This window comes from Saccharibacillus sacchari, from assembly GCF_037722395.1.
Taxonomy (GTDB): Bacteria; Bacillota; Bacilli; order Paenibacillales; family Paenibacillaceae; genus Saccharibacillus; species Saccharibacillus sacchari_A.
The window spans coordinates 355,901-375,401 of sequence record NZ_JBBKAR010000033.1; the positions used below are offsets into that span (position 1 = coordinate 355,901).

Here is a 19,501-nt window from a genome sequence, read left to right on the forward strand (position 1 = left end):
AAATGAAATATAAAAGCCTTTTTTATGGACTCTCTGCGGGGTATCTCGTTCTTTTTTTGAGCCTGTCCCATTTCAATCAAGGGAACGAGACCGCGCTTACGTGGATCGGCCACTTGAATATCGTGCCGGTTTTGATCTGTACCCTGCTATTGATAATAGTCACGCAGCGTTCGGACAACAAAAATCGTTTGTTTTGGCTGTTCACGACATTAAGCAGTTCTTTTTATTTGTTGTCGCTGCTCTTGTTATTCGCCGATACTCTTTCGTCACGCATTACGCTGTCTTCGCCCGGCCTCGCCGATTTGTTTTGGGTAGCGGAAGGCGCTCTTTTGTTCCTGGGTTTGCTGATTGTCGTCTATCAACGGCTCAAAAGTCTTCGGCTGATGCAATATTTGCTCGACGCTTCCATCTTTATGTCGACGACGGCGGTATTTAGCTGGAGCCTGATCATAGCGCCTTTGTTGACGAATTCCGCGCACGAAGACGGTATCCAGGCGTTTATCAATCTTAGCTATCCGATTATCGACTTAGGGAATCTGTTTTTGTTGAGTCTGCTGTTATTTTCCAACCAGACGATCGGCAATTCCCGCACCGACAAAATGTTGATCGCGAGCGTGTTGCTGCTGACCGTAGGCGACTCGGTTTATTTGTATATGCAGTTGAACGAGACGTATTTGCTCGGCAGTCCGGTTGATTTGACATGGACGGCTTCGATTCTGCTTTTGGCCGTCGCCGGCATGGATTCTTTGCAAAGCGGACCGATCAAACGGACAAGCCGAATATCGACGAAGTTGACGACGCCTTTGAGCTGGTTGCGCCGCCTGCTGCCTTATGTCAGCCTGATTGCTCTATTCGCCATCATTCTCGAAGAATTGTCCGAATTCAACGTGATGGTCGTCGGCAGTGCTTTGGCGGTTCTGCTGATTATTGCGCGATTGATTTTGACATTCATCGAAAACGACTACTTGCTCGGACGTCTGACCCACACGGTCGAAGTCAAAGAGCACGAAGCCAATCACGACTCGCTGACGGGACTGCCGAATCGGCGCAAGTTCGATGCAGAGCTGCGTCGGGCTGTCGAGCAGGCGAAAACCGATCGGCATCAGTTGGCTTTGCTTTTTTTCGACCTGGATCGTTTCAAGCATGTCAACGATAGTTTGGGACATACGGTAGGGGACCAACTGTTGCAAGTGGTCGCCGACCGGCTGCGCGAATACATTCCGCTTTCCCGTTTGCTGGCCCGGCAGGGAGGCGACGAATTTACCGTGTTAGTCGATCCGCTCGAAGGAGAAGTCGAAGCCTACCGGACGATCGCCGCGATCGAAGAAGTATTCAAAAAGCCGATCATGCTGAACGGCGTCGTGCTTTACGGTTCGGCCAGCATCGGCGCCGCCTTGTATCCGCGCGACGGCGAGACGGCGGACGAACTGATGCGAAGCGCGGATATGGCGATGCACGAGGCGAAAAAAAACCGGCACCAGAAAAGTTTGTTTTTCGAGCCGAATATGGGGGAACGTCTGGCTTACAAAGTCGAACTGGAACACGAGATGCGCGGCGCGATCGAGCGCGGAGAGATCTTTTTGCATTATCAGCTCCAAAAAAATATCCAGACCTGCCAGATCGTCGGCGTCGAAGCGCTTATTCGCTGGCATCATCCGACGCTCGGCCCGATCTCTCCCGTAGAATTTATTCCGATTGCGGAAGAAACCGGCATGATCATTCCGATCGGCGAGTGGGTGATGAGAACGGCTTGCCGTCAGCAGGTCGAGTGGATGCACCGGGGGCATGGCTGTCTTCGGATGAGCGTGAACGTGTCGCCTTACCAGTTCCAGGACGAATTGTTTGTGGAAAAAATTTTGCATACATTGCGCGAAACGGGAGTCGATCCGCGCAACATGACGATCGAGGTGACGGAATCGCTGGCGATCCGGGACGTGGAAAAGGTATCGGCCCAGCTTCGTTTGCTGCGCGACACCGGTATCCGGCTGGCGATCGACGATTTTGGCACGGGTTACGCTTCATTAAAATATCTGCGTACTTTTGAACCTCATCTGCTGAAAATCGATCGCTTTTTCGTGGACGGGATCGATGTCGAGACCGAACGCGGCAATATGGTTCAAGCGATCATCGCGATCGGGCGCAGCCTGAATATGGAAGTGCTGGCCGAAGGCGTCGAGACGCTTGAGCAGTTGGAATTTTTGCGCGCGGCGGGCTGCGACGAGGTGCAAGGCTATTATCTGAGCCGGCCGCTACCTGCGGACGGGGTGGAGCAGTTGCTTCGCGGGCCTTTTCGAATGACCCACACGGTCTGAACCGGTATCCGGCGGCGAGAACGAACAAGCTGTTGGTTTCGAACGGATTCAATAAAAAAAGACCCTCGATTCCTTTGTTTTCGGAATCGGGGTCTTTTTGCGTAAAATCAGATTAGCCGCCAATCTTCGCCTTATACGCCAGCGAATACTGATCCGCCGCCAGAATCGCATCCAGCACGTCGCCGGCCGTTACCGGGAATGGAAGGTTGTGCGCCGTCTCGCCTTCTTTCGTCGCGGCTTCCGCCACACGGTACAGATCTTCGTTCGAGACGTCTTTCAGATGCAGATCCTCCAGCGTGACCGGCAGGTCCAGCTTCAGGTAGAAGTCGATGTAGCGCTCGATCTCGCGGATCGGACGACGCTCCAACGCCAACTGCACCAGCGTGCCGAACGTCACTTTTTGCCCGTGCGTCATATGGTGGATATCGCCTTCCAGCACGGTAAAGCCGTTATGGATCGCATGCGCTCCGGCCAAGCCGCCGCTTTCGAAGCCCAATCCGCTTAGCAGGGTATTGGCTTCAATGACCGCATCCAGCGCCGGAGTGACTACCTTGCGTTTGACCGACTCGTAGGCGAGCAGGCCGTAATCGAACAGCGTTTCTTCGCATTTACGTGCGATAGCTTCGGCTGCAAGCGTAGTCAGGCCGCCTGCCATCGTCGTTGCCCGCGCTTCGATCACCGCCCGGCATTCGACCCAGGTCGCCAGCGCGTCGGCAATACCGGAAGTCAGGAACAGCGGCGGCGCACCGGCGATGACTTTGGTATCCACCAGAATCAGATCCGGGTTTTTCTTATAAAAAGAATACGCGTCGAACGCGCCGTCGTCGGTATATAATACGGATAAAGCGCTGGTCGGCGCATCGGTCGAAGCGGTGGTCGGGATAATGACACATGCGGCATCGAGCACGTCGTTAACGGCTTTTGCCGTATCGAGCGTTTTGCCGCCGCCTACGCCGACCACCAGGTCGATATCTTTTCCCAGTTCCGCGATCCGTTTGATTTCCCCGCGGGACGCTTCGCCTTTGAATTCGGCTTTGGTGACGGAGATGCCTGCGGCTTCTAGGCTGACGGCGACGCGATCGCCTGCGATCGGCCAGACAATCGAATCTGCGATCACCAGTGCCGATTTGCCGAGCGCTTTTGCGTATTCTCCGGCTTTGTCTACAACATCTTTGCCCTGCACGTACTTGCCCGGGCTGATAAAGACTTTTTCACTCATCGGTTTTGGGCTCCTTTCGATTTGGGCGTACAGCATGTGTATTACCCGAAAAAGCCCCTAACTGACTACATTTGAGGTAAAATGGAAAAAAGGTCGAGAAATTCAGAAACGAAACCTTGATATCAACCGGAGGGAATACATATATGATGAAAAATAGATGGGTCAAATGGGTAGCGGGACTGCTTGCAGGCAGCTTGTTGATCGCACCGCTGCCGCATCAAGAAGCACAGGCCGCTACGTCCAAGCCGGTAGCTTTATCCATTAACGGAGCTTCCGTAGAGAGTAGCGAGCTTGAAGTCCGTGCGGGACATACCTATATGCCGGTTAACAGGCTCTCCGAGCTGCTTGGGTTTCTTGTTCAGTATGACCGGGACTCGAAGATACTCACTCTGCTGCGTCCGGATACCACCATTCGGATGAAGCTTGGGAACGGGGCGGCAGAGATCAACGGGCAACAGGTGAAGAGCACGGCGGCATTTTCGGAAAACGGTCAAGTATTTGTTCCGCTAGGCACGCTCTCGACAGCGCTCAAAACGAAAGCAGGCTGGGATTCCGCCACGGGAAGCGCTACTTTTGAAGATCCCGAGCGTTATCGCATGGATACGTCCGGCGGACGCACGGCGTGGGTATCTTTTTATTCGGGCGGGGTCTACTCGTTGGAATCGGGCATTCCGAAAAAGCTTGCGCAAGCGGACGTCTCGGAACTGGAATGGGGAACCGTCGATCTGCGGGGCTTGGGCGGGAACGCTTATGTGCTGACGGTGGAACGGCAATACGGGGCTTCCATGCAGGCCGTGCAGAACCGCTTTCAGTTTCTCGTAAAAAACGGTGTCGTGAAGCAGCAAGCCCATTTCCGGTACTCCGGTATGTATTTGCCTACAGAACTGGGGCCGCAAAAACTGCCTGCACAACGAGCCTACCTGACAGACGGGCAAACGGTTCAAGTGGTTGGCGCGGGAGGAAGTCTGGCGGCTGAATATGATCTGCAAGAGCTGACCAAGCAGACCGGGCCGTTTATCGTGGAATCGGTAACGGCGGATTACTTGCTGGTCCGTGCTTTCGATACTCTCCAGCCGACCGTCGTGAATCTTCGAACAGGCGAAGCATCGAGACTGGATCAGGAGCTATTGGACGATAAGGAAGCCGGCGAATGGTCGAAAGTGTCCGGCGATATCGGCGATCTGCTGCTTAATGCGAGACTTCGCTTCGACCGACAGGAAGGCGAGCAATTAATCTTTACCTACAAACGTATTGCGCCGGGACCCTTATTCGGACAAAAGGCTACGGTGAGCTACAAGTTGTCGGAATAACGCATGCAGCAAATTGAATCGGATCGGAAAATACGAATAAGCAGGTTCCTCCTTGAAAAGGGAAGAGCCTGCTTATTTTGTAGCGTTCTTACTTAGCGCTTATTGCGTCGGAGAATAAAGAACGGCTTTCGCTTCCTGCTCCGGCCGGTGCTCGATGTAACTGAAAATGTGCATCTCCGCAAAGTCGCTTTCGTAATTTTTGTAGACCTCTGTCAGCGAGTTGCCTGCATCTCCGATTATTGTTGAGGAACGTTCGTCGGACAGCGTGCGTTTGCTGCCGATGTACGTCTGGCCGATTCCGCCGAAGTTCGGGTCTTCGCTGGAGGTCTGAACGACCAGATTCCCGTCTTGCTTGTAATACGTCCATACGACGGGATAGCCGCCGACGTCCACGGTCAAAGACTGTTTTTGCCCGCTGATATTTGTAAGTTGTACAGGAGCCGGCAGATCGCCTTGATGAATCACGATTTCATGACGCGCTCGCAGTTCGATTAAGGAATCGGACGTCAATTTTAAATCAGCAGGGCGATCTATGGAGAGGAAGGCGTCTCCGAGATTTTTTTCTCTATTCAACCCAAATGCCAAATCGACTGCTTTTCCGTCCACCCATAACTCATAGTCCTTGAATGGCGAGTAGTGCAACTTCCCAAGCTCTATATCAATACGAATCTGAGCGGGAGTGACCGTTAATTGATTGATTCGTACAGCCGTTTCCCCGGACCCGAGCCGGATATCCAGCTTTTGCTTCGTACTGGCATGAGCCATTTTAGACTTGTCCAAAACCAGCGGGAAATCCCAGGCTGCGTCAATCTTCTCACTTTGTTTGCTGTATAGCAGCTTGTAGGTCACGCCCTTTTGCAGAAGATCGGTTGCGGAAAAGGTATCCTGGTTGAAGAATCCACCGCTACCGTTGGGCGTTCCATACATACTCCCTTTTACAGGCTGAATAGGTTTTCCCGTACGGTCATATGCGACAAGACTGCCGGAAGGGGCTTGTTCTTGACCGGATTCCGGAATCAGCGTCGTTCGGATCAACGTTTGCCCGTCAGGTTGGGCGAAGGCGCCAAGTTCAACCTGGGCAATCCCTGATTGATGCACATCTTTGCGATAGGTTCCGGTATCCGCAGCATTGAAAGCCAGCGGGGTTTCGGCATCTGTGGTGAACGTGATCCCGTCTACGCTGAAGCTTACGGCTTCGGAAGAAGCGTTAGGTGACCAATCGGTTTGGAAATAGCCTGTAGCAAGGAGGGAACCTTTTTCCGAGTCAGCGGATTGCGCCACATACTCATAAACTTCGAAGGTCTTACCGTCCGTATCCGTGATCGTGATCGAGGAGAAACCGGAGAACCGATCGCTGCGCGCCTCGCCGTCCAGGCTGTACAAGATCAAGGTCCGGCCTTCGTCAATGATTGCGGTATGCAAAGTCAGCGTCACGCCGTCATGGGTGATCGAGCGTTCGATTTCTTGCCCCAAGCCTTGCGCCAACGCCGTCTGAATACCCTCGCGGCCGTGAAGCAAGGCACTCCAATCGTATTGAATAGCCGCATACGCGGGAACGGCGATCAGAGCGGCTCCAAGTGTGGCGGCTAACGCAACCTTGCGCACACGGGTCCGAGACGTTGTACGGTTCCCTGCCGCAGAACGAGTGCCGCGCTCCAATTCCACTTCCATTCGCAGCCACATCGCATCATAATCCGGCTCACGCACAGCGGCCTGCGGTCCGATTTGTTGATGCAGCGTCGTTTCCAACTTTTCCAATAACGCAGAGTTATCCTTTGTAAGTTTGGTATTCATAACGTCCTCCTTGGATGGGTTCGGCTTGTTTTCCGGCACGTTCAAGTTGGTTTCGAAGCAGCTTTAATCCTTTGTACTGCCTCGATTTGACGGTTCCTTGCGGAATATTCAGCAGCTCGGCGATTTCGCTTATACCCAGATCATGCACGAAGCGCAGCGAGATCACGGTACGGATCTTGATCGGCAGGCGCGAGATAGACTCGGCCCACTCCTGCGCTCCTTCGCGCTCCTGGAACTGTTCTTCCGGCGTACGTTCGGGACTCCCGACGAGTCGATGCGAATGCTTCGTTAACTTGGAACGCAGATTGCTGCGGCGTCTTAGCACATTCAGGCATTGGTTAACGGAAATCTTTAGAAGCCAAGCCTTCACATTCTTCATGCTCGTCCAATCGCTCCGAAAAGCTGTCATAAATACTTCCTGGCAGATGTCTTCGGCGTCAGCGGATTGCCCCAGCATGTAATAGCACATTCGATAGACGTCGGAACGATAGGTCTCGAATAGCTCTTTGTTGGTCACGGTCAGCCTCCTCTCTGGTGGATTCGCCTATACAACAAACGAACACTCCGAACGGTTCGTTTTTTAAGTTTACTTTTTATCATTGAACTGGACAAAGGGGATCGGCATAGGTATAGTAGGACTTATGATTTTACTTTCGATAAGTATTATTGAAAGTCGGAACCGACGAAAGGGTGAGAACATGCCATCCGTTACGCACAGTTCGGTCAAGGTGAAAAAAATGAACGAAGAACTTGTCCGCCAAGCGCTCCGTCACGCGGAATACGGGACCAAATCGTCGATCGCGCAAGCAACCGGACTCAGTATCGCGACATGCGGGACATTGCTGAAGGAGATGCTTGCGAGCGGAGAAGCGCTGGAAGACGAGCCGGAAGCTTCGAGCGGGGGACGTCGGGCCAGACGCTTTGCGTATAATGCGGATTATTCGTATATCGCCTGTATTGGCGCCGTATTCGAGCAGGGACGTCCACGGCTTATGTATGCCATTGCCGATTCGGCCGGAAAAGTGATCGAGCGCCGCTCCCGCGAAGTGTCGGTGCTTGACGAATCTGCGATCGATACGCTGGTGGGCTTGCTGCTGGGCAAGTATGCACAGATCAAAGCAGTCGGGATTGGGATTCCTGGATTGGTTCATGACGGCGTTATCAATATTTGCGATGCGGAGAAGTTGATTGGCGTACCGTTGGAGCAGCGTATCCGAGAGAAGTACGGAGTTCGGGTCATCGTGGAAAACGATATGAATCTGACCGTGTACGGTTTATATCGGGAGCGCGAATGGGAAGAACCAGGAACGCTGGCCGTGATGATTTTCGTCTCGGGCTGTTTTCCGGGAGCGGGCTTGATGATCGACGGACATATCCATCGGGGAAGCAGCCGTTTTGCCGGAGAGGTTTCTTTTTTGCCGTTCGGGATATCGCGTGAAGAGCAGCAGCGAAGACTTGACGCGAAAAAGACATTTGTCCCTCTTGCCGCCCACGCCGTAGCCAGTCTGGCCGCGATCGTCAATCCTGCATTGATCGCACTCACGGGCGGACAGGTGCAGGAAAGCGATCTTGCGATGATTCGCCAGCACTGCCTTGAATTCATCCCTCCCGAGCATATGCCGCGGTTACTTTGGCTGGAGTCGCCGGAAGAACCGTATATCAATGGGCTGATCGCGATGACGTCCGAGAGCTTGTCGTATTCGTTGGAACTCGTGGAGAAGCGCTATTGAGTCAAAGCGGCCAACAAGTTTGTTTTCGATTTTTATTAAAGAAGGGATGATTGCACGATGGAACGCGAACGTACCGAAAAAGAAAAAATGCTGGCCGGAGAATTGTATAAAGCTTGGGACGAGGAGCTTAGAGCCGAAAGTTTGCATGCCAAAAAGCTGATCCGTCAGTTCAACGCGACGACGGAGGAGGAACCGGAACAACGTGTAGCGCTGCTGAAGCAGCTTTTCGGATCGACAGGCGAAAATGTATATATCGAGCCCAGCCTGCGCGTGGATTACGGATACAACATCCATGTCGGAGAAAACTTTTTTGCCAACTTCGACTGTACGATTTTGGACGTCTGCGAGGTGCGAATCGGAGATAACTGCATGTTGGCACCGGGCGTGAGCCTCTATACGGCGACGCATCCGATCGATCCTTACGAACGAATTGCCGGACCTGAGCTGGGTAAGCCGATCACGATCGGACACAATGTTTGGATCGGCGGTCGTGCGATTATCAATCCGGGCGTGACGATCGGAGACAATGTAGTGATCGCATCCGGAGCGGTCGTGACGAAAAACGTACCGGACAATACGATTGTCGGCGGCAATCCCGCTCGCGTTATCCGGACTATCGAAGTTGGCGAGAAGCCTGTAGCGGGTGTGTAAAAACGTAAATCCAAACGCAACATAAAAACACGGTGTGCGAATTATCGCACGCCGTGTTCGTAACTTTTTATGAATTCCATACCAGCCGGTCTTAACCTGGAGTACTCAGCAAACGGTATTGCCGCACCATTGTTCGTCTGGAGAAATGAAATGTTGGACGCATAACCTGCCTGATCGACTTCGAGCAATGCCTGTGTGAACTTCTTTTGATCCACGCCGAGACTGAGGGACGTTGGGTCCTTTCCCCATTGGATTTCTTTTAAAATCTGGTACAGAAGATTGGGAGTTGCCACTTCCATCGCCACCTTCCCTGATTAGTCCTTCCAGCATAATCCTTGTAAGCGTCAACAAAAGTGATTTAAGTCACGTTCTTTTCAATGAGTCGTCAACGTGTATACAGGAATCGTTCAATGCCGGAAGCACCATCAGGGGATACAAAATTAACCTTTACCGATCCAAAGGCCAGCAGCGTAAAGCCGTCAACGTCGCTTCGCCGCCTTCGGCGAAGAATCGGATACCTGTCGAATCGACACTCGGATAGATCCGTGCGGACATCGCAAGCTCACCGTCTCCTGCGAACAGTTCAACGGAAGAGCGGTCAATGAATACCCGTAGTTGCAGCCGATTCTGTTGTAAAAGGAACGGTGCTTTGCGAACGCCGCCAGGGCCTGCGCCGGAACGTTCCCGATCCAAAATCAATTTCTGCCGTGCCCGGTCATAGGTGAACGTCGTTTCTTCTCCTGAAGCTTCGTTTACCCGCAGAGAGATCCCGAACGACGTCGCTGAACCTGCATCGAATTCCATTTCCAGTTCGATACATTCGCCGTTAACACCCGCAAGTTCTTGCCGAGAAGCGGAAGGAGCCAATCGCACAGGGCCGTAGCTTACACCTTCACCGCGTAATTGGGCGAGGTCTGGTGCCGGACGACTACGGATCTGTCCATTTTCAAGCGTGAGCACGCGGGGAATCGTCATGGTGCCTGCCCAGCCACGCGCTTGCTCCGGCATTTTGTCTTCCCACATCGCCATCCAGCCGATCAGAATACGACGCCCCTGATCATCTTCGGTAGTCTGCGGTGCATAGAAGTCAAAGCCATAATCCAACAGCTGCAAATCTCCATGTTCAAAACGCCCCGTATCGTAATCCAGTTGCCCAAGCATATAGCCGGACTGATTGGAATTGTGATACAAATCGCCGACCGGAGCTATGCCTTGAGGCGAACAGAGCAGTACGTCTTGGCCGCTCAAGGTGAACAGATCCGGACATTCCCACATAAAGCCCAACTTTTCCTTAGGCTCCTGTCCACCGGCCATTACGCTGACAAAGCTCCAATCCGTCAGATTGCTTGACCGATACAGCAGAACCTGGCCGCTGCGTCGATCCAGCGTCTGTGAACCGAGCACGCAGTAGTAGGTTTCGCCGTGCTTCCATACTTTGGGATCGCGGAAATGGAAAGGGTGAACATCGCCTTCCGGCGCCGCAGAGATCACCGGGTTATGCGCAAACTTTTCAAAATTGACGCCGTCTTCGCTATGCGCCAGCGCCTGGACTTGCTCCAATTGGTTGTCCCGATCTTCGCCTGTCCATACGTTGCCGGTATACATCAGCCACAGCTTGCCGTCTTTTTCGATCGCGCTGCCGGAAAAACAGCCGTCGCGCTCGTACTCTTCCGTCGGAGCCAGGGCGATCGGCAGATGCTCCCAATAGGCCAGATCGCGGCTTTTGACATGTCCCCAGTGCATCGGTCCCCATTCGACGGAGTAGGGATGGTGCTGGTAGAACAGATGATATTCGCCGCGATAAAAGCTAAAACCGTTCGGATCGTTGATCCAGTAAGCCGGAGCTGCCACATGGTAGCGCGGTCTCCATCGGTCTTGCGCCACGCGCTCCCGCGCTTCGGCAACCGAGTCTTCGGCGCGCTTCAGCGCTGCGAGATGTTTTTCTTGCGACGATGTCACCTGGGTTCATCCTCCTTCGGGTTCCGTATTTAAAAGTCGTTCCAGTTCCGCGCGCCGCGGCTGGATTCGCTTTGCTGACGGGATTGCATGTCTTCGAGCATCTCGATCGCTTTGAGCGTTCCGATCAGGGAATCGAACAGATTGATCGAATACTCCTCCTTATCGAGCACGAGCGATTTGAACTTGTCTTTTTCGGCGAGAAACGAAGCGGTTTCTTTGAGCGTTTTGTGCCGGGCTTCCAGATAAACGGCGGCGCTGGACAACCAGAGCGTGATGCTGCGGAAATCTTCGGCGCTTTTCACCTTCTCGCGAAGATCTTCTCCCTGGCGGGTCAGTTGGGTAAGCTGCATGAATATCCTCCTTTGGTTGAAGTCTTTTTTAGTTTACCAGAAGCGGAGGGGCCAGCCCAAGCTTTGAACAGTAGCGATCAACAAATAAATCGTCGCAGTCATTAGATTTTTGAACATTCTAAAAAAAATGCAATAAATCGAATAATATTGAACTGGAAATTCGTTCCTGAATTTGTAATGGTGAATCCAGGCAATATTATTATCCGTTTAAAAGGAGTGAACAATATGAAAATGAAAACGGTTAATTTAAAAAAGACAGCGTGCTTCACCCTGATTTTGATTCTGTTCGTAAGTCTAAGCGTATTAGAACCCGGAATGTACCGCAAAAAAGCGTCAGCGCAAAGCGAAGAAACGATCACGGTGCTGCCGAACATCCGCGAAGAGGTCGATGCTTCGGGCTTCAAGCATCCCGGCATCGGGCTGACCAAAGAAGTGCTGGAAAATGCGAGAAACCAGGTTGCCGCAGAGCAAGAGCCCTGGATTTCTTATTTTGAGCAGATGAGCCAATCGCCTGCGGCAGCTACAAACGTAACGTCCAGCAATGCCAATCCGTCCAATCCGACAACGCCGAAAACGCAAGCGGTTAACAGTAAAGGCGCATTCGTGGCGGACGGGCTCAAAGCTTACACTCAAGCGCTTATGTACGTTTTGACCGGTGACGAGATTTACCGGGCCAATGCGCTGGCGATTATCCGAATCTGGGAGCAGATGGACCCGAACCAATACACCTACTTTACGGATTCTCATATTCATATGGGCATTCCGCTTAACCGGATGGTAGCAGCCGCGGAGATTCTGCGTTATACCGATACGCAACAACCGCAACTGGAGTGGACAGAAACCGATACGCAGACTTTTACGGACAATCTGATCGTGCCTGTCACCGAAACGTTTTTGCATCATAACGGTTATTTCATGAACCAGCATTTGTATCCGCTGCTTGGCGCGATGTCGGGATACATTTTTACAGGCAATCGGGAGCGCTACGACGAAGGCGTGGAATGGTTTACGGTAAACGAAACGGCTGTGGATCAAGGGCAGAACGGTTCAATCAAGCAGCTTTTCCGGCTTGTGGACGAGGACATTTTAACCGGCGATCCGGTCGTTCCTCCGCGCGTGCAGCATGTGGAGATGGGACGGGACCAGGCTCATGGCGCAGGCGATCTGACGAACGCGGAGATTTTGAGCCGACTGCTTCAAGCGCAAGACACGCGGGTTGATCCGGTGACGGGAACCGTATCGGATACAGACCAGGCCGTCGATGCTTACGACTTTTTGGATCAGCGAATTTTGGCGGCTTCGGATTATTTTGCGCGCTTTATGCTTGGATACGATATTCCTTGGACACCCGTTGCCGCGCATACCGATCCGAACGGAAATCCGACAATTGTCTATAAAGCGCCGGCTTCCGGTTACCGAGGAAGAATCGGCGGCAACATATACGGCCAGTATTATCATTACAAATACGAAGCCGGCGTCAACATCGAGCAAGAAGCCCCTTATTTTGCGGACATGTTCGATAAAAGATTGCCTTTTTATTGGGAATCGCCAGACGGCGGAGCGGATTACTGGCTGTTCATTCCGGCAGAAGCGGCAGCCGAAGGCACAGCGACATTGCCTAAGACCTCTGCTGACGACAATCTGAACGAGATTGAATACCGCGCAACCAGTCTGGATGGACGTGCGTCGGTCGAAACAGAAAACGAAACTTCATTCATGCGGGTTGAAGCTGCGGAAGAGGGGAGTGCGGTTGCGCTCGTCGCCACGGCAACAGCGAAAAAAACGATAGGGTTCAACATTCGGACAAACGGCATTGCCAAATTGGAAGTAAACGGATGGAGTGACCAAACCCTAGTTTTGCCGAATACGCAGGGGCAGTGGCAAACGGTCGTTTATCGTATGGATGATTTTCGCGGTCTTGGGGATCTGACTTATTTAAAAGTGTTCGGTACCGGAACGGACGTAGATATCGACCATATCCGCCTGAATGTCGACGAAGTGTTGACTCCACCAACTTTTCGCAGCGGAGAGGCTGAAGCCGATCTGTTTACCTATACGGGATCGCAAGTTCCGATCGTGCAAGAGTTTGAGGCGGATGATAGCGGAGAGGGCGAGACGTTGATTTATCGTGCGGACGATCTGCCGTCGGGAGCATCTTTTAACGAAACGGCCGGAACGTTTTCCTGGAAGCCCGACCAAACCGGCGTATACGAATTCGTGGTTAGCGCCTCGGACGGCGTTTCCGTTACGGCCCGAACGGTGCGGGTGAACGTTAGCGCAGACCGGGAAGCGGCAATGGAGTCGGCATCCGGTTTGTACCAAGAAGATCGCGCTTATGTGTCCAAGACGCGAAACGAATTTCTTCAGGTCTACAACGAAACGAAAAACGTCATAGACAGTGCCGGAGACGACGTGTTCCTGAATTTTTTGACGCAGTTGAGAACAGCGGCTGAAAGCCTGCAAGAATTGACACCGCTGCGACCCGACGGAAGCATGGATTACTCGGAAATGATCGTTTCGTCCACGGTAGGCACTGAAATACCGAAGCTGCTTGACGACGCTCCAGATACGTTCGCTTTTTACGGGAACGCAGTTAATCGAACGCATACGTTCGATTTCGGACCGGATTTCCGCGTAACCGCGGAAGCGTTCGAACTTCAGGTACGCGCAAGCTTTCCCGAACGAATTGGCGGCACGACTATTTTCGGCTCCAACGATAATTCGAACTGGACCCGTTTGACGCCGGGAATGACGGAAGTATCGGAAGACAAGCAGCGATTGGACGTTGATCCGCAGCTTGCCGAACAGTCTTTCCGATTTTTGCAAATTCGCATGATTCAACCTTCGAGCACTATGCTAGAACTTTCGGAATTCCGTATCTTCGGTCAAAGAGTCGAAACTTCAAACAAACTGGAAACGATTGTTCTTGCGGCCGAAAACGCCGTACGAGGACGGTTGTCGGAAGGCGCGACAATCCGGTTGAATTTCCGTTCGTCGGAACCGATCACCAACGTGCAGACGACCATTCAAGGAAGAGAAGCGCTGACCCACTCGGAAGACGCGCAGAATTGGACGGCGGAGCTTCCGGTTGATGCCGATCTCGAATCCGGCACTGTACATTTTACGATCGATTATTTGACGACCGACGGCGAAGAAGCGCCAGAAGCGACGATGACGACCGACGGCTCTTCTTTGACCATCGCGGACGAAACGAAACTGCTTCGCGATATTCCTTCGATTACGACGCTTCAAGATTCGAACGGTAGAAGCGAGCAGCAGCTCAAGTCGATTGTCACAGCGTTGTTCGACGCAAATCCAGGCACGATCACCGATTTTCGCTTAAACGGAAGCGGGAGCGGGGGGTATATCCGTTTCGACTTCGGCGAAAGCGGAGTTTCGTTGTCGAAGATCGAACTGTTGGCGCGTCAAGACGGGTATTACACACGAATCGGTGGAACGGTCGCCCAAGGATCGCATGACGGCGTTGTCTGGACAACTCTGACGACGAGCGCCGCAAAAACCGCCGATTGGCAGACGTTGACCGCGCAATCCGATACCGCTTATCGATATATCCGTTTATATAACGCAGGTGCCTGGTTCGGCAATATGGCCGAATTGCGGCTTCACGGTGAACTTTGATCGAAAAGACGCCAAAGCTTGTCAAGTCAGCGCTTTTGCCCACGGCAAAAGCGTTTTTTTAAATATAGTGGAATGAATCGAAAGATTTTACTATAGCCGCCGCGTAAGCGATCAGGTATCCTTAACCTCATATAAAGAAAGCAGTTGTCGATTTTTCATAGTGTAAGCGCTTTAAAAAAGGTTGATTCTGACTTGCAAAACGCTAGAAAGATCTATTAGGGGGACATACAATGAACGGAAGACGAATCAAAAAAACGGTATTCAATCATCTGATTTTATCGTATACCGTTCTTTCCGTTCTATTGGTCGGTGCCATGGGCGGATATTGGTACGTTCAAGCCAATCAAGTCATGCATCAGGAGATCGTGAACGAGAGTATGTCGCGGATCGGAGCGGCGCAGTCGTTTATCGAAAACACATTGCTCAAAAAGTATGAAGATAATTTGCAAAATAAGGCGTTGGCCGTCCGGTTTATTGAAAATAACAGTAACTTGAATCTGCTGCTGTACGGAGGCTGGAAAGGCAACTTGAGCCGGGTCGCTTCTTTTCGAAGCGACTTGGAATTTTTTAAATTGGAAAACGAAGGCATCATGAACGTCAGTGTTTATTTCCCGAAACAGGATTATTTGATCGATGCCAAACGTTTCTATATGAAAACCTCCAATTCGCCCGAAGCTGGCTATTTCGCAAACATTGACAGAAAGCCTTTCAAACGTTGGAGCGCGAGAACCGATGCGGAAGGCAATCAAGTCTTATCGTATATGATTAAGCTTCCTTATGCGGCAGCGAATGCCGAGCCGGACGGCTACTTCCTGATCGATGTGGATATTCGCTATCTTCAGCATGCAATAACCCCGATGTTGGGAACGGCCCAGGATCGATTGCTGATTACCGACGACGCCGGACGGCAATTGTTCTCGGTAGGCAGCGAAAACGAATCTGTTATCGCTATCTTGACAAAGGTGGCGTACTCACAAACCGAATCTTTTACTACCATACCGGAAAAAGGATCGACAGGTATCGTTTCGAAGCTTCCTGCTGAAAATTCGGATCATGAATGGACATATGCCATGTACCGTCCGCAGAATTCCGTCACTGTTTTGACGGAACGCTTGAAAGCGGGTCTTTTGACGGTTTGCGGCATCATTGCGTTGTTTGGGATGTTGATGTCGGTGTTCTTTTCGAAAAGGTTATATATCCCGGTGCAACGATTGCTGAACAAAGCAAGTAGTATAAGACCCACACCTTCCCATTCTGTGCATGCCAACGAATACACGATGATCGGGGATGCCTTTTCGTTCATGAACGATAAAATCGTCGATTTGGAAACGCAGGCGCGCCGAAGCGAAAGGATTGGGCAACTGCTGGGACTGCGGCCGGAATTCGAGCAAACGGAGCAGTCGCCGCAAGGAAAGGCTTATCGCGCAGCTTATCTGTACATGACCGAAGGGACGACGGATCAACTGCGGCAAACCTTCGACCGTTCCCTCTGTGTTTCGGGCGAATGGATTTTCCTGAACGAGCGGGAAGCGGTTATTTTGTATACATTTCCGTTCGATAGAGAGCCGGTATATGCGGAATGGATTGAAGAAATCCGACAATTAGCCAACGGAGTATGCTCACGGGTTGCGTTTCGCGCTTCTATCGGCTGCTTGGCAAGCACCGAAAGCGAAATCGCGGATTCGTATCGTACCGCACTGTCGGCCGCACGTTACCATTTTATCCGCGGCGAAGATGCGATCATTGTGCATGACTCACTGAAAACGCAGAGTTCCGACCCGCTGCTGTTCAGGCATGAACATTACTTCAATGCGTTGAAAGCCGGAGACCGAAGCGGAATTCAGACCTTCCTCGCGCATTTTTCCGACTCTCTCAAGAAGGGCGATTTGCAGATCGACGTAGTCGAATTGGCCGTTTTGCAACTGATTGCCCAACTTTACCAATGTATGATCGAATTGAAACTTCAATATTTGCTGCCCGAAGCGGGGTTGTTCGAAGAATTGAAAGGCGATACGTTGGAAGAAACGATGCAACAAATCCTTGAGTTGTCGAACCGTGTTGCGGAAAGCCGCAGCATGGAAAGCAATCATGCGCATGCGGAAGTGATTCGTACAATTCAGACCTATATCCAACAGCATTTGCATGAAGATCTGTCTTTACAAATTCTTTCGCGCGAAATTTCGTTGGCTCCCGCTTATATCTCAACCCTGTTCAGCGAAGTAACCAAAAATTCGTTTACGGAATACGTTACGCGGCTAAGGTTGGAAAAAGCGTCCGAACTGCTGGTGGAAAAACCGCGCATGTCTGTAGCCTCGATCGCGGAGCAAGTCGGATACCGAAATGCTCAATATTTTCATAGCAAATTTAAAGCCCGTTACGGTGTAACGCCGGTTCAATACCGCAAAGCGAAGCGGGAAGACGAAGACTGGGTACCCTTAAAAAGCTGAAGATTCGTTTCTGCGATATCGCGAGCTTTGCAACTGAACGATTTGAAAACCGTTGCCGTTTCGGTAACGGTTTTTTTGTCGAATCGAAAGAAATCATAAGAAATCGAAAAAAGTTACCCTAGAAAGAACGCTTACAAAGCATCTAAAGTGGAATCATGAACCGGGAGGCGCCGCCCGGCGATTTTATGACGAAGGACGAAAGGAGCAAGACGATGAACCCGGTAACATCCTCGGAGTTCGACGGTTCGGCAACCGTTCCCAAAAAGCCGTCGAAAATTTCGAAGACATGGAAAGAATACAAAAAATGCAGATATTTATTTCTGCTGTTGACTCCTGTACTGATCTGGTATGCGGTATTTGCTTACGCTCCGCTATACGGGATTCAGCTTGCGTTCAAAGATTTTCGGATCATGGACGGTATTTGGGGCAGTCCATGGGTAGGATTCAAGCACTTTGAATTTCTGTTTTTCCATTCGCCCGATTTTTTCAAAATTTTGCGCAATACGGTAGTCATCAGTTTTTATCACATCATTTTTGGGTTTCCGGCTCCGATCATTTTGGCATTGTTGATCAATGAAATTCGTTCGACCAAATTCAAAAAGATTACGCAGTCGTTGACGTATCTGCCTCACTTTTTCTCTTGGGTTATCTTGTCGGGAATTTTGCTCACGTTGTTGTCTCCTTCGACAGGCGTGGTGAACTATCTGATTCAATTGCTTGGCCTGGAGCCGGTTTATTTTCTGGGTGATCCCAATTATTTCCGCTTCACGCTGGTCACGTCGGCGATTTGGAAAGAAATCGGCTGGGGTACCATCATCTATCTCGCGGCCTTATCCGGCATTTCGCCCGATCTGTACGAAGCGGCTGTTATGGACGGCGCGAGTCGCTGGAAGCAAACGCTCAAAATTACGCTGCCTTCGATCTTGCCGGTCGTCGTTCTGATGTTCATCCTGCGAACAGGCGGCATTCTCGATGCCGGCTTCGACCAAATCCTTAACTTGTATTCGCCTGCAACGTACGAAGTCGCGGATATTCTGGACACGTATGTATACCGCGTAGGTTTGCAAAACTTTCAATTCAGTCTGACGACGGCTGTCGGCCTGTTCAAAAATTTGGTCGCTTTCGCTCTGGTATTGCTGACCAACTTTGTAGCCAAAAGATTAGGGCAAGAAGGCCTGTTTTAGAATGAATCGAAGAAAGGAGTGCCGATTGTGAAACCAACAAGAGGAAGCCGGATTTTTCAGGCCTTTCTGATTTTGTTTATGATTTTGCTTTGCATTGTGATGCTTTATCCTTTCGTACATATGCTCTCGATCTCGCTTAGCACGCCGGCCGAGTCGCTGCGTGCAGGGATTCATCTGTTTCCGAGGGAAGTCTCTTTCTATGCTTGGGAGCGTGTGCTTACTCGGGACGATATTTGGATCGGCTTCGGCAACAGCGTTTTTCGGACCGTTATCGGAACGATCTGTTCGATCGTATTCATGTCAATGGGAGCCTATCCATTGTCGAGAAAATATTTGCCGCACCGCAGTTTTTTCACCATGCTGATCGTGTTTACGATGTTTTTCAGCGGCGGCCTGATTCCGACTTATTTCCTGATTAAAAATCTGGGCTTGATCGATACTCGGCTCGTCTATATCATTCCGGGTCTGATCAGTACGTTTTCACTGTTGATTCTGCGCAATTTTTTTCAAGCAATTCCCGAGGAACTGGAAGACTCGTCCAAAATCGACGGAGCGAACGATCTGCAAATTTTGTTCCGTATTATTATGCCGTTGTCGCTTCCCGTACTCGCTACGTTATCTTTATGGTCAGCCGTGGCGCACTGGAACGCTTGGTTCGATGCGGTTCTATATATTCAAGATCCGCATAAGCAGGTCCTGACCACATTCTTGCGCAGAGTCGTCATTACAGGAGAAGATCTTTCCATTTTTTCTTCGGACGCACAAAGCACTGTTTTAGGCTATGCCGAACCGATCAAAGCCGCGACGCTGATGTTTACGGCGCTGCCGATCATCGTGGTCTATCCGTTTCTGCAAAAGTATTTCGTTCAGGGAACGATGGTAGGCTCGCTGAAAGGCTAAAACGCA

Annotated in this window: 14 protein-coding genes; 8 read left to right on the forward strand and 6 right to left on the reverse strand. The window is 51.3% G+C overall.

Annotation, left to right across the window (positions count from 1 at the left end; genetic code table 11):
- Positions 1 to 2: 2 nt before the first annotated feature.
- Positions 3 to 2,312, forward strand: a complete 2,310-nt coding sequence (locus tag WKI47_RS10480) for a putative bifunctional diguanylate cyclase/phosphodiesterase (RefSeq protein WP_340227075.1) — start codon at positions 3 to 5, stop codon at positions 2,310 to 2,312.
- A gap of 112 nt (positions 2,313 to 2,424) precedes the next feature.
- Here WKI47_RS10480 and WKI47_RS10485 read toward each other — a convergent pair whose 3' ends face one another.
- Positions 2,425 to 3,531, reverse strand: a complete 1,107-nt coding sequence (locus tag WKI47_RS10485) for a glycerol dehydrogenase (protein ID WP_340227076.1) — start codon at positions 3,529 to 3,531, stop codon at positions 2,425 to 2,427.
- A gap of 143 nt (positions 3,532 to 3,674) precedes the next feature.
- Between WKI47_RS10485 and WKI47_RS10490 the strand changes: the two genes are divergently transcribed.
- Positions 3,675 to 4,841, forward strand: coding sequence for a copper amine oxidase N-terminal domain-containing protein (locus WKI47_RS10490; RefSeq protein WP_340227077.1), 1,167 nt, complete (start codon positions 3,675 to 3,677; stop codon positions 4,839 to 4,841).
- A 99-nt stretch (positions 4,842 to 4,940) separates the two neighbouring features.
- Here the strand turns inward: WKI47_RS10490 and WKI47_RS10495 are convergent, their stop codons facing one another.
- Positions 4,941 to 6,635 (reverse strand): DUF4179 domain-containing protein, encoded by a 1,695-nt coding sequence (locus WKI47_RS10495; protein WP_340227078.1) that lies wholly within the window; start codon positions 6,633 to 6,635, stop codon positions 4,941 to 4,943.
- Positions 6,610 to 7,152, reverse strand: coding sequence for an RNA polymerase sigma factor (locus tag WKI47_RS10500; RefSeq protein WP_340227079.1), 543 nt, complete (start codon positions 7,150 to 7,152; stop codon positions 6,610 to 6,612). Before WKI47_RS10500 ends, WKI47_RS10495 begins: the two co-directional genes overlap by 26 nt.
- A 181-nt stretch (positions 7,153 to 7,333) precedes the next feature.
- Between WKI47_RS10500 and WKI47_RS10505 the strand changes: the two genes are divergently transcribed.
- Together WKI47_RS10505 and WKI47_RS10510 are read left to right on the forward strand one after the other, a co-directional pair.
- On the forward strand, positions 7,334 to 8,365 hold the full coding sequence (locus WKI47_RS10505) for an ROK family protein (RefSeq protein ID WP_340227080.1): 1,032 nt from the start codon (positions 7,334 to 7,336) through the stop codon (positions 8,363 to 8,365).
- Positions 8,366 to 8,422: 57 nt separating this feature from the next.
- A complete protein-coding gene (locus WKI47_RS10510) occupies positions 8,423 to 9,016 on the forward strand; it encodes a sugar O-acetyltransferase (RefSeq protein ID WP_340227081.1) in 594 nt (197 codons plus the stop codon).
- A 41-nt stretch (positions 9,017 to 9,057) separates the two neighbouring features.
- On the opposite strand, the gene WKI47_RS10515 is transcribed toward WKI47_RS10510, so the two are convergent.
- From WKI47_RS10515 to WKI47_RS10525, 3 genes are all read right to left on the reverse strand, one after another.
- Complete coding sequence (locus WKI47_RS10515; protein WP_340227082.1) at positions 9,058 to 9,315, reverse strand: hypothetical protein; 258 nt, start codon at positions 9,313 to 9,315, stop codon at positions 9,058 to 9,060.
- Positions 9,316 to 9,463: 148 nt separating this feature from the next.
- The gene (locus WKI47_RS10520; protein ID WP_340227083.1) at positions 9,464 to 10,975 is read right to left on the reverse strand and encodes a glycoside hydrolase family 32 protein; all 1,512 of its coding nucleotides are present in this window, start codon (positions 10,973 to 10,975) and stop codon (positions 9,464 to 9,466) included.
- 29 nt (positions 10,976 to 11,004) lie between these two features.
- Positions 11,005 to 11,325 (reverse strand): hypothetical protein, encoded by a 321-nt coding sequence (locus WKI47_RS10525; RefSeq protein ID WP_340227084.1) that lies wholly within the window; start codon positions 11,323 to 11,325, stop codon positions 11,005 to 11,007.
- A 225-nt stretch (positions 11,326 to 11,550) separates the two neighbouring features.
- Here WKI47_RS10525 and WKI47_RS10530 point away from each other — a divergent pair, with 225 nt between their 5' ends.
- The 4 genes from WKI47_RS10530 to WKI47_RS10545 all read left to right on the forward strand — a co-directional run bounded on the left by WKI47_RS10530 (position 11,551) and on the right by WKI47_RS10545 (position 19,495).
- Entirely contained in the window at positions 11,551 to 14,964 is a 3,414-nt protein-coding gene (locus WKI47_RS10530; RefSeq protein WP_340227085.1) for a putative Ig domain-containing protein, read from the forward strand.
- A gap of 230 nt (positions 14,965 to 15,194) precedes the next feature.
- The gene (locus WKI47_RS10535; protein ID WP_340227086.1) at positions 15,195 to 17,411 is read left to right on the forward strand and encodes a helix-turn-helix domain-containing protein; all 2,217 of its coding nucleotides are present in this window, start codon (positions 15,195 to 15,197) and stop codon (positions 17,409 to 17,411) included.
- A 212-nt stretch (positions 17,412 to 17,623) separates the two neighbouring features.
- Entirely contained in the window at positions 17,624 to 18,595 is a 972-nt protein-coding gene (locus tag WKI47_RS10540; protein WP_340227087.1) for an ABC transporter permease, read from the forward strand.
- Positions 18,596 to 18,622: 27 nt separating this feature from the next.
- Entirely contained in the window at positions 18,623 to 19,495 is an 873-nt protein-coding gene (locus WKI47_RS10545) for a carbohydrate ABC transporter permease (protein ID WP_340227088.1), read from the forward strand.
- The last annotated feature ends 6 nt before the right edge of the window (positions 19,496 to 19,501 follow it).

Coding starts and splice junctions, on each gene's coding strand:
- WKI47_RS10480 (WP_340227075.1), top strand. CDS start 3: ATGAAATATAAAAGCCTTTTTTATGGACTCTCTGCGGGGTATCTCGTT.
- WKI47_RS10485 (WP_340227076.1), bottom strand. CDS start 3,531: ATGAGTGAAAAAGTCTTTATCAGCCCGGGCAAGTACGTGCAGGGCAAA.
- WKI47_RS10490 (WP_340227077.1), top strand. CDS start 3,675: ATGATGAAAAATAGATGGGTCAAATGGGTAGCGGGACTGCTTGCAGGC.
- WKI47_RS10495 (WP_340227078.1), bottom strand. CDS start 6,635: ATGAATACCAAACTTACAAAGGATAACTCTGCGTTATTGGAAAAGTTG.
- WKI47_RS10505 (WP_340227080.1), top strand. CDS start 7,334: ATGCCATCCGTTACGCACAGTTCGGTCAAGGTGAAAAAAATGAACGAA.
- WKI47_RS10510 (WP_340227081.1), top strand. CDS start 8,423: ATGGAACGCGAACGTACCGAAAAAGAAAAAATGCTGGCCGGAGAATTG.
- WKI47_RS10515 (WP_340227082.1), bottom strand. CDS start 9,315: ATGGAAGTGGCAACTCCCAATCTTCTGTACCAGATTTTAAAAGAAATC.
- WKI47_RS10525 (WP_340227084.1), bottom strand. CDS start 11,325: ATGCAGCTTACCCAACTGACCCGCCAGGGAGAAGATCTTCGCGAGAAG.
- WKI47_RS10530 (WP_340227085.1), top strand. CDS start 11,551: ATGAAAATGAAAACGGTTAATTTAAAAAAGACAGCGTGCTTCACCCTG.
- WKI47_RS10535 (WP_340227086.1), top strand. CDS start 15,195: ATGAACGGAAGACGAATCAAAAAAACGGTATTCAATCATCTGATTTTA.
- WKI47_RS10540 (WP_340227087.1), top strand. CDS start 17,624: ATGAACCCGGTAACATCCTCGGAGTTCGACGGTTCGGCAACCGTTCCC.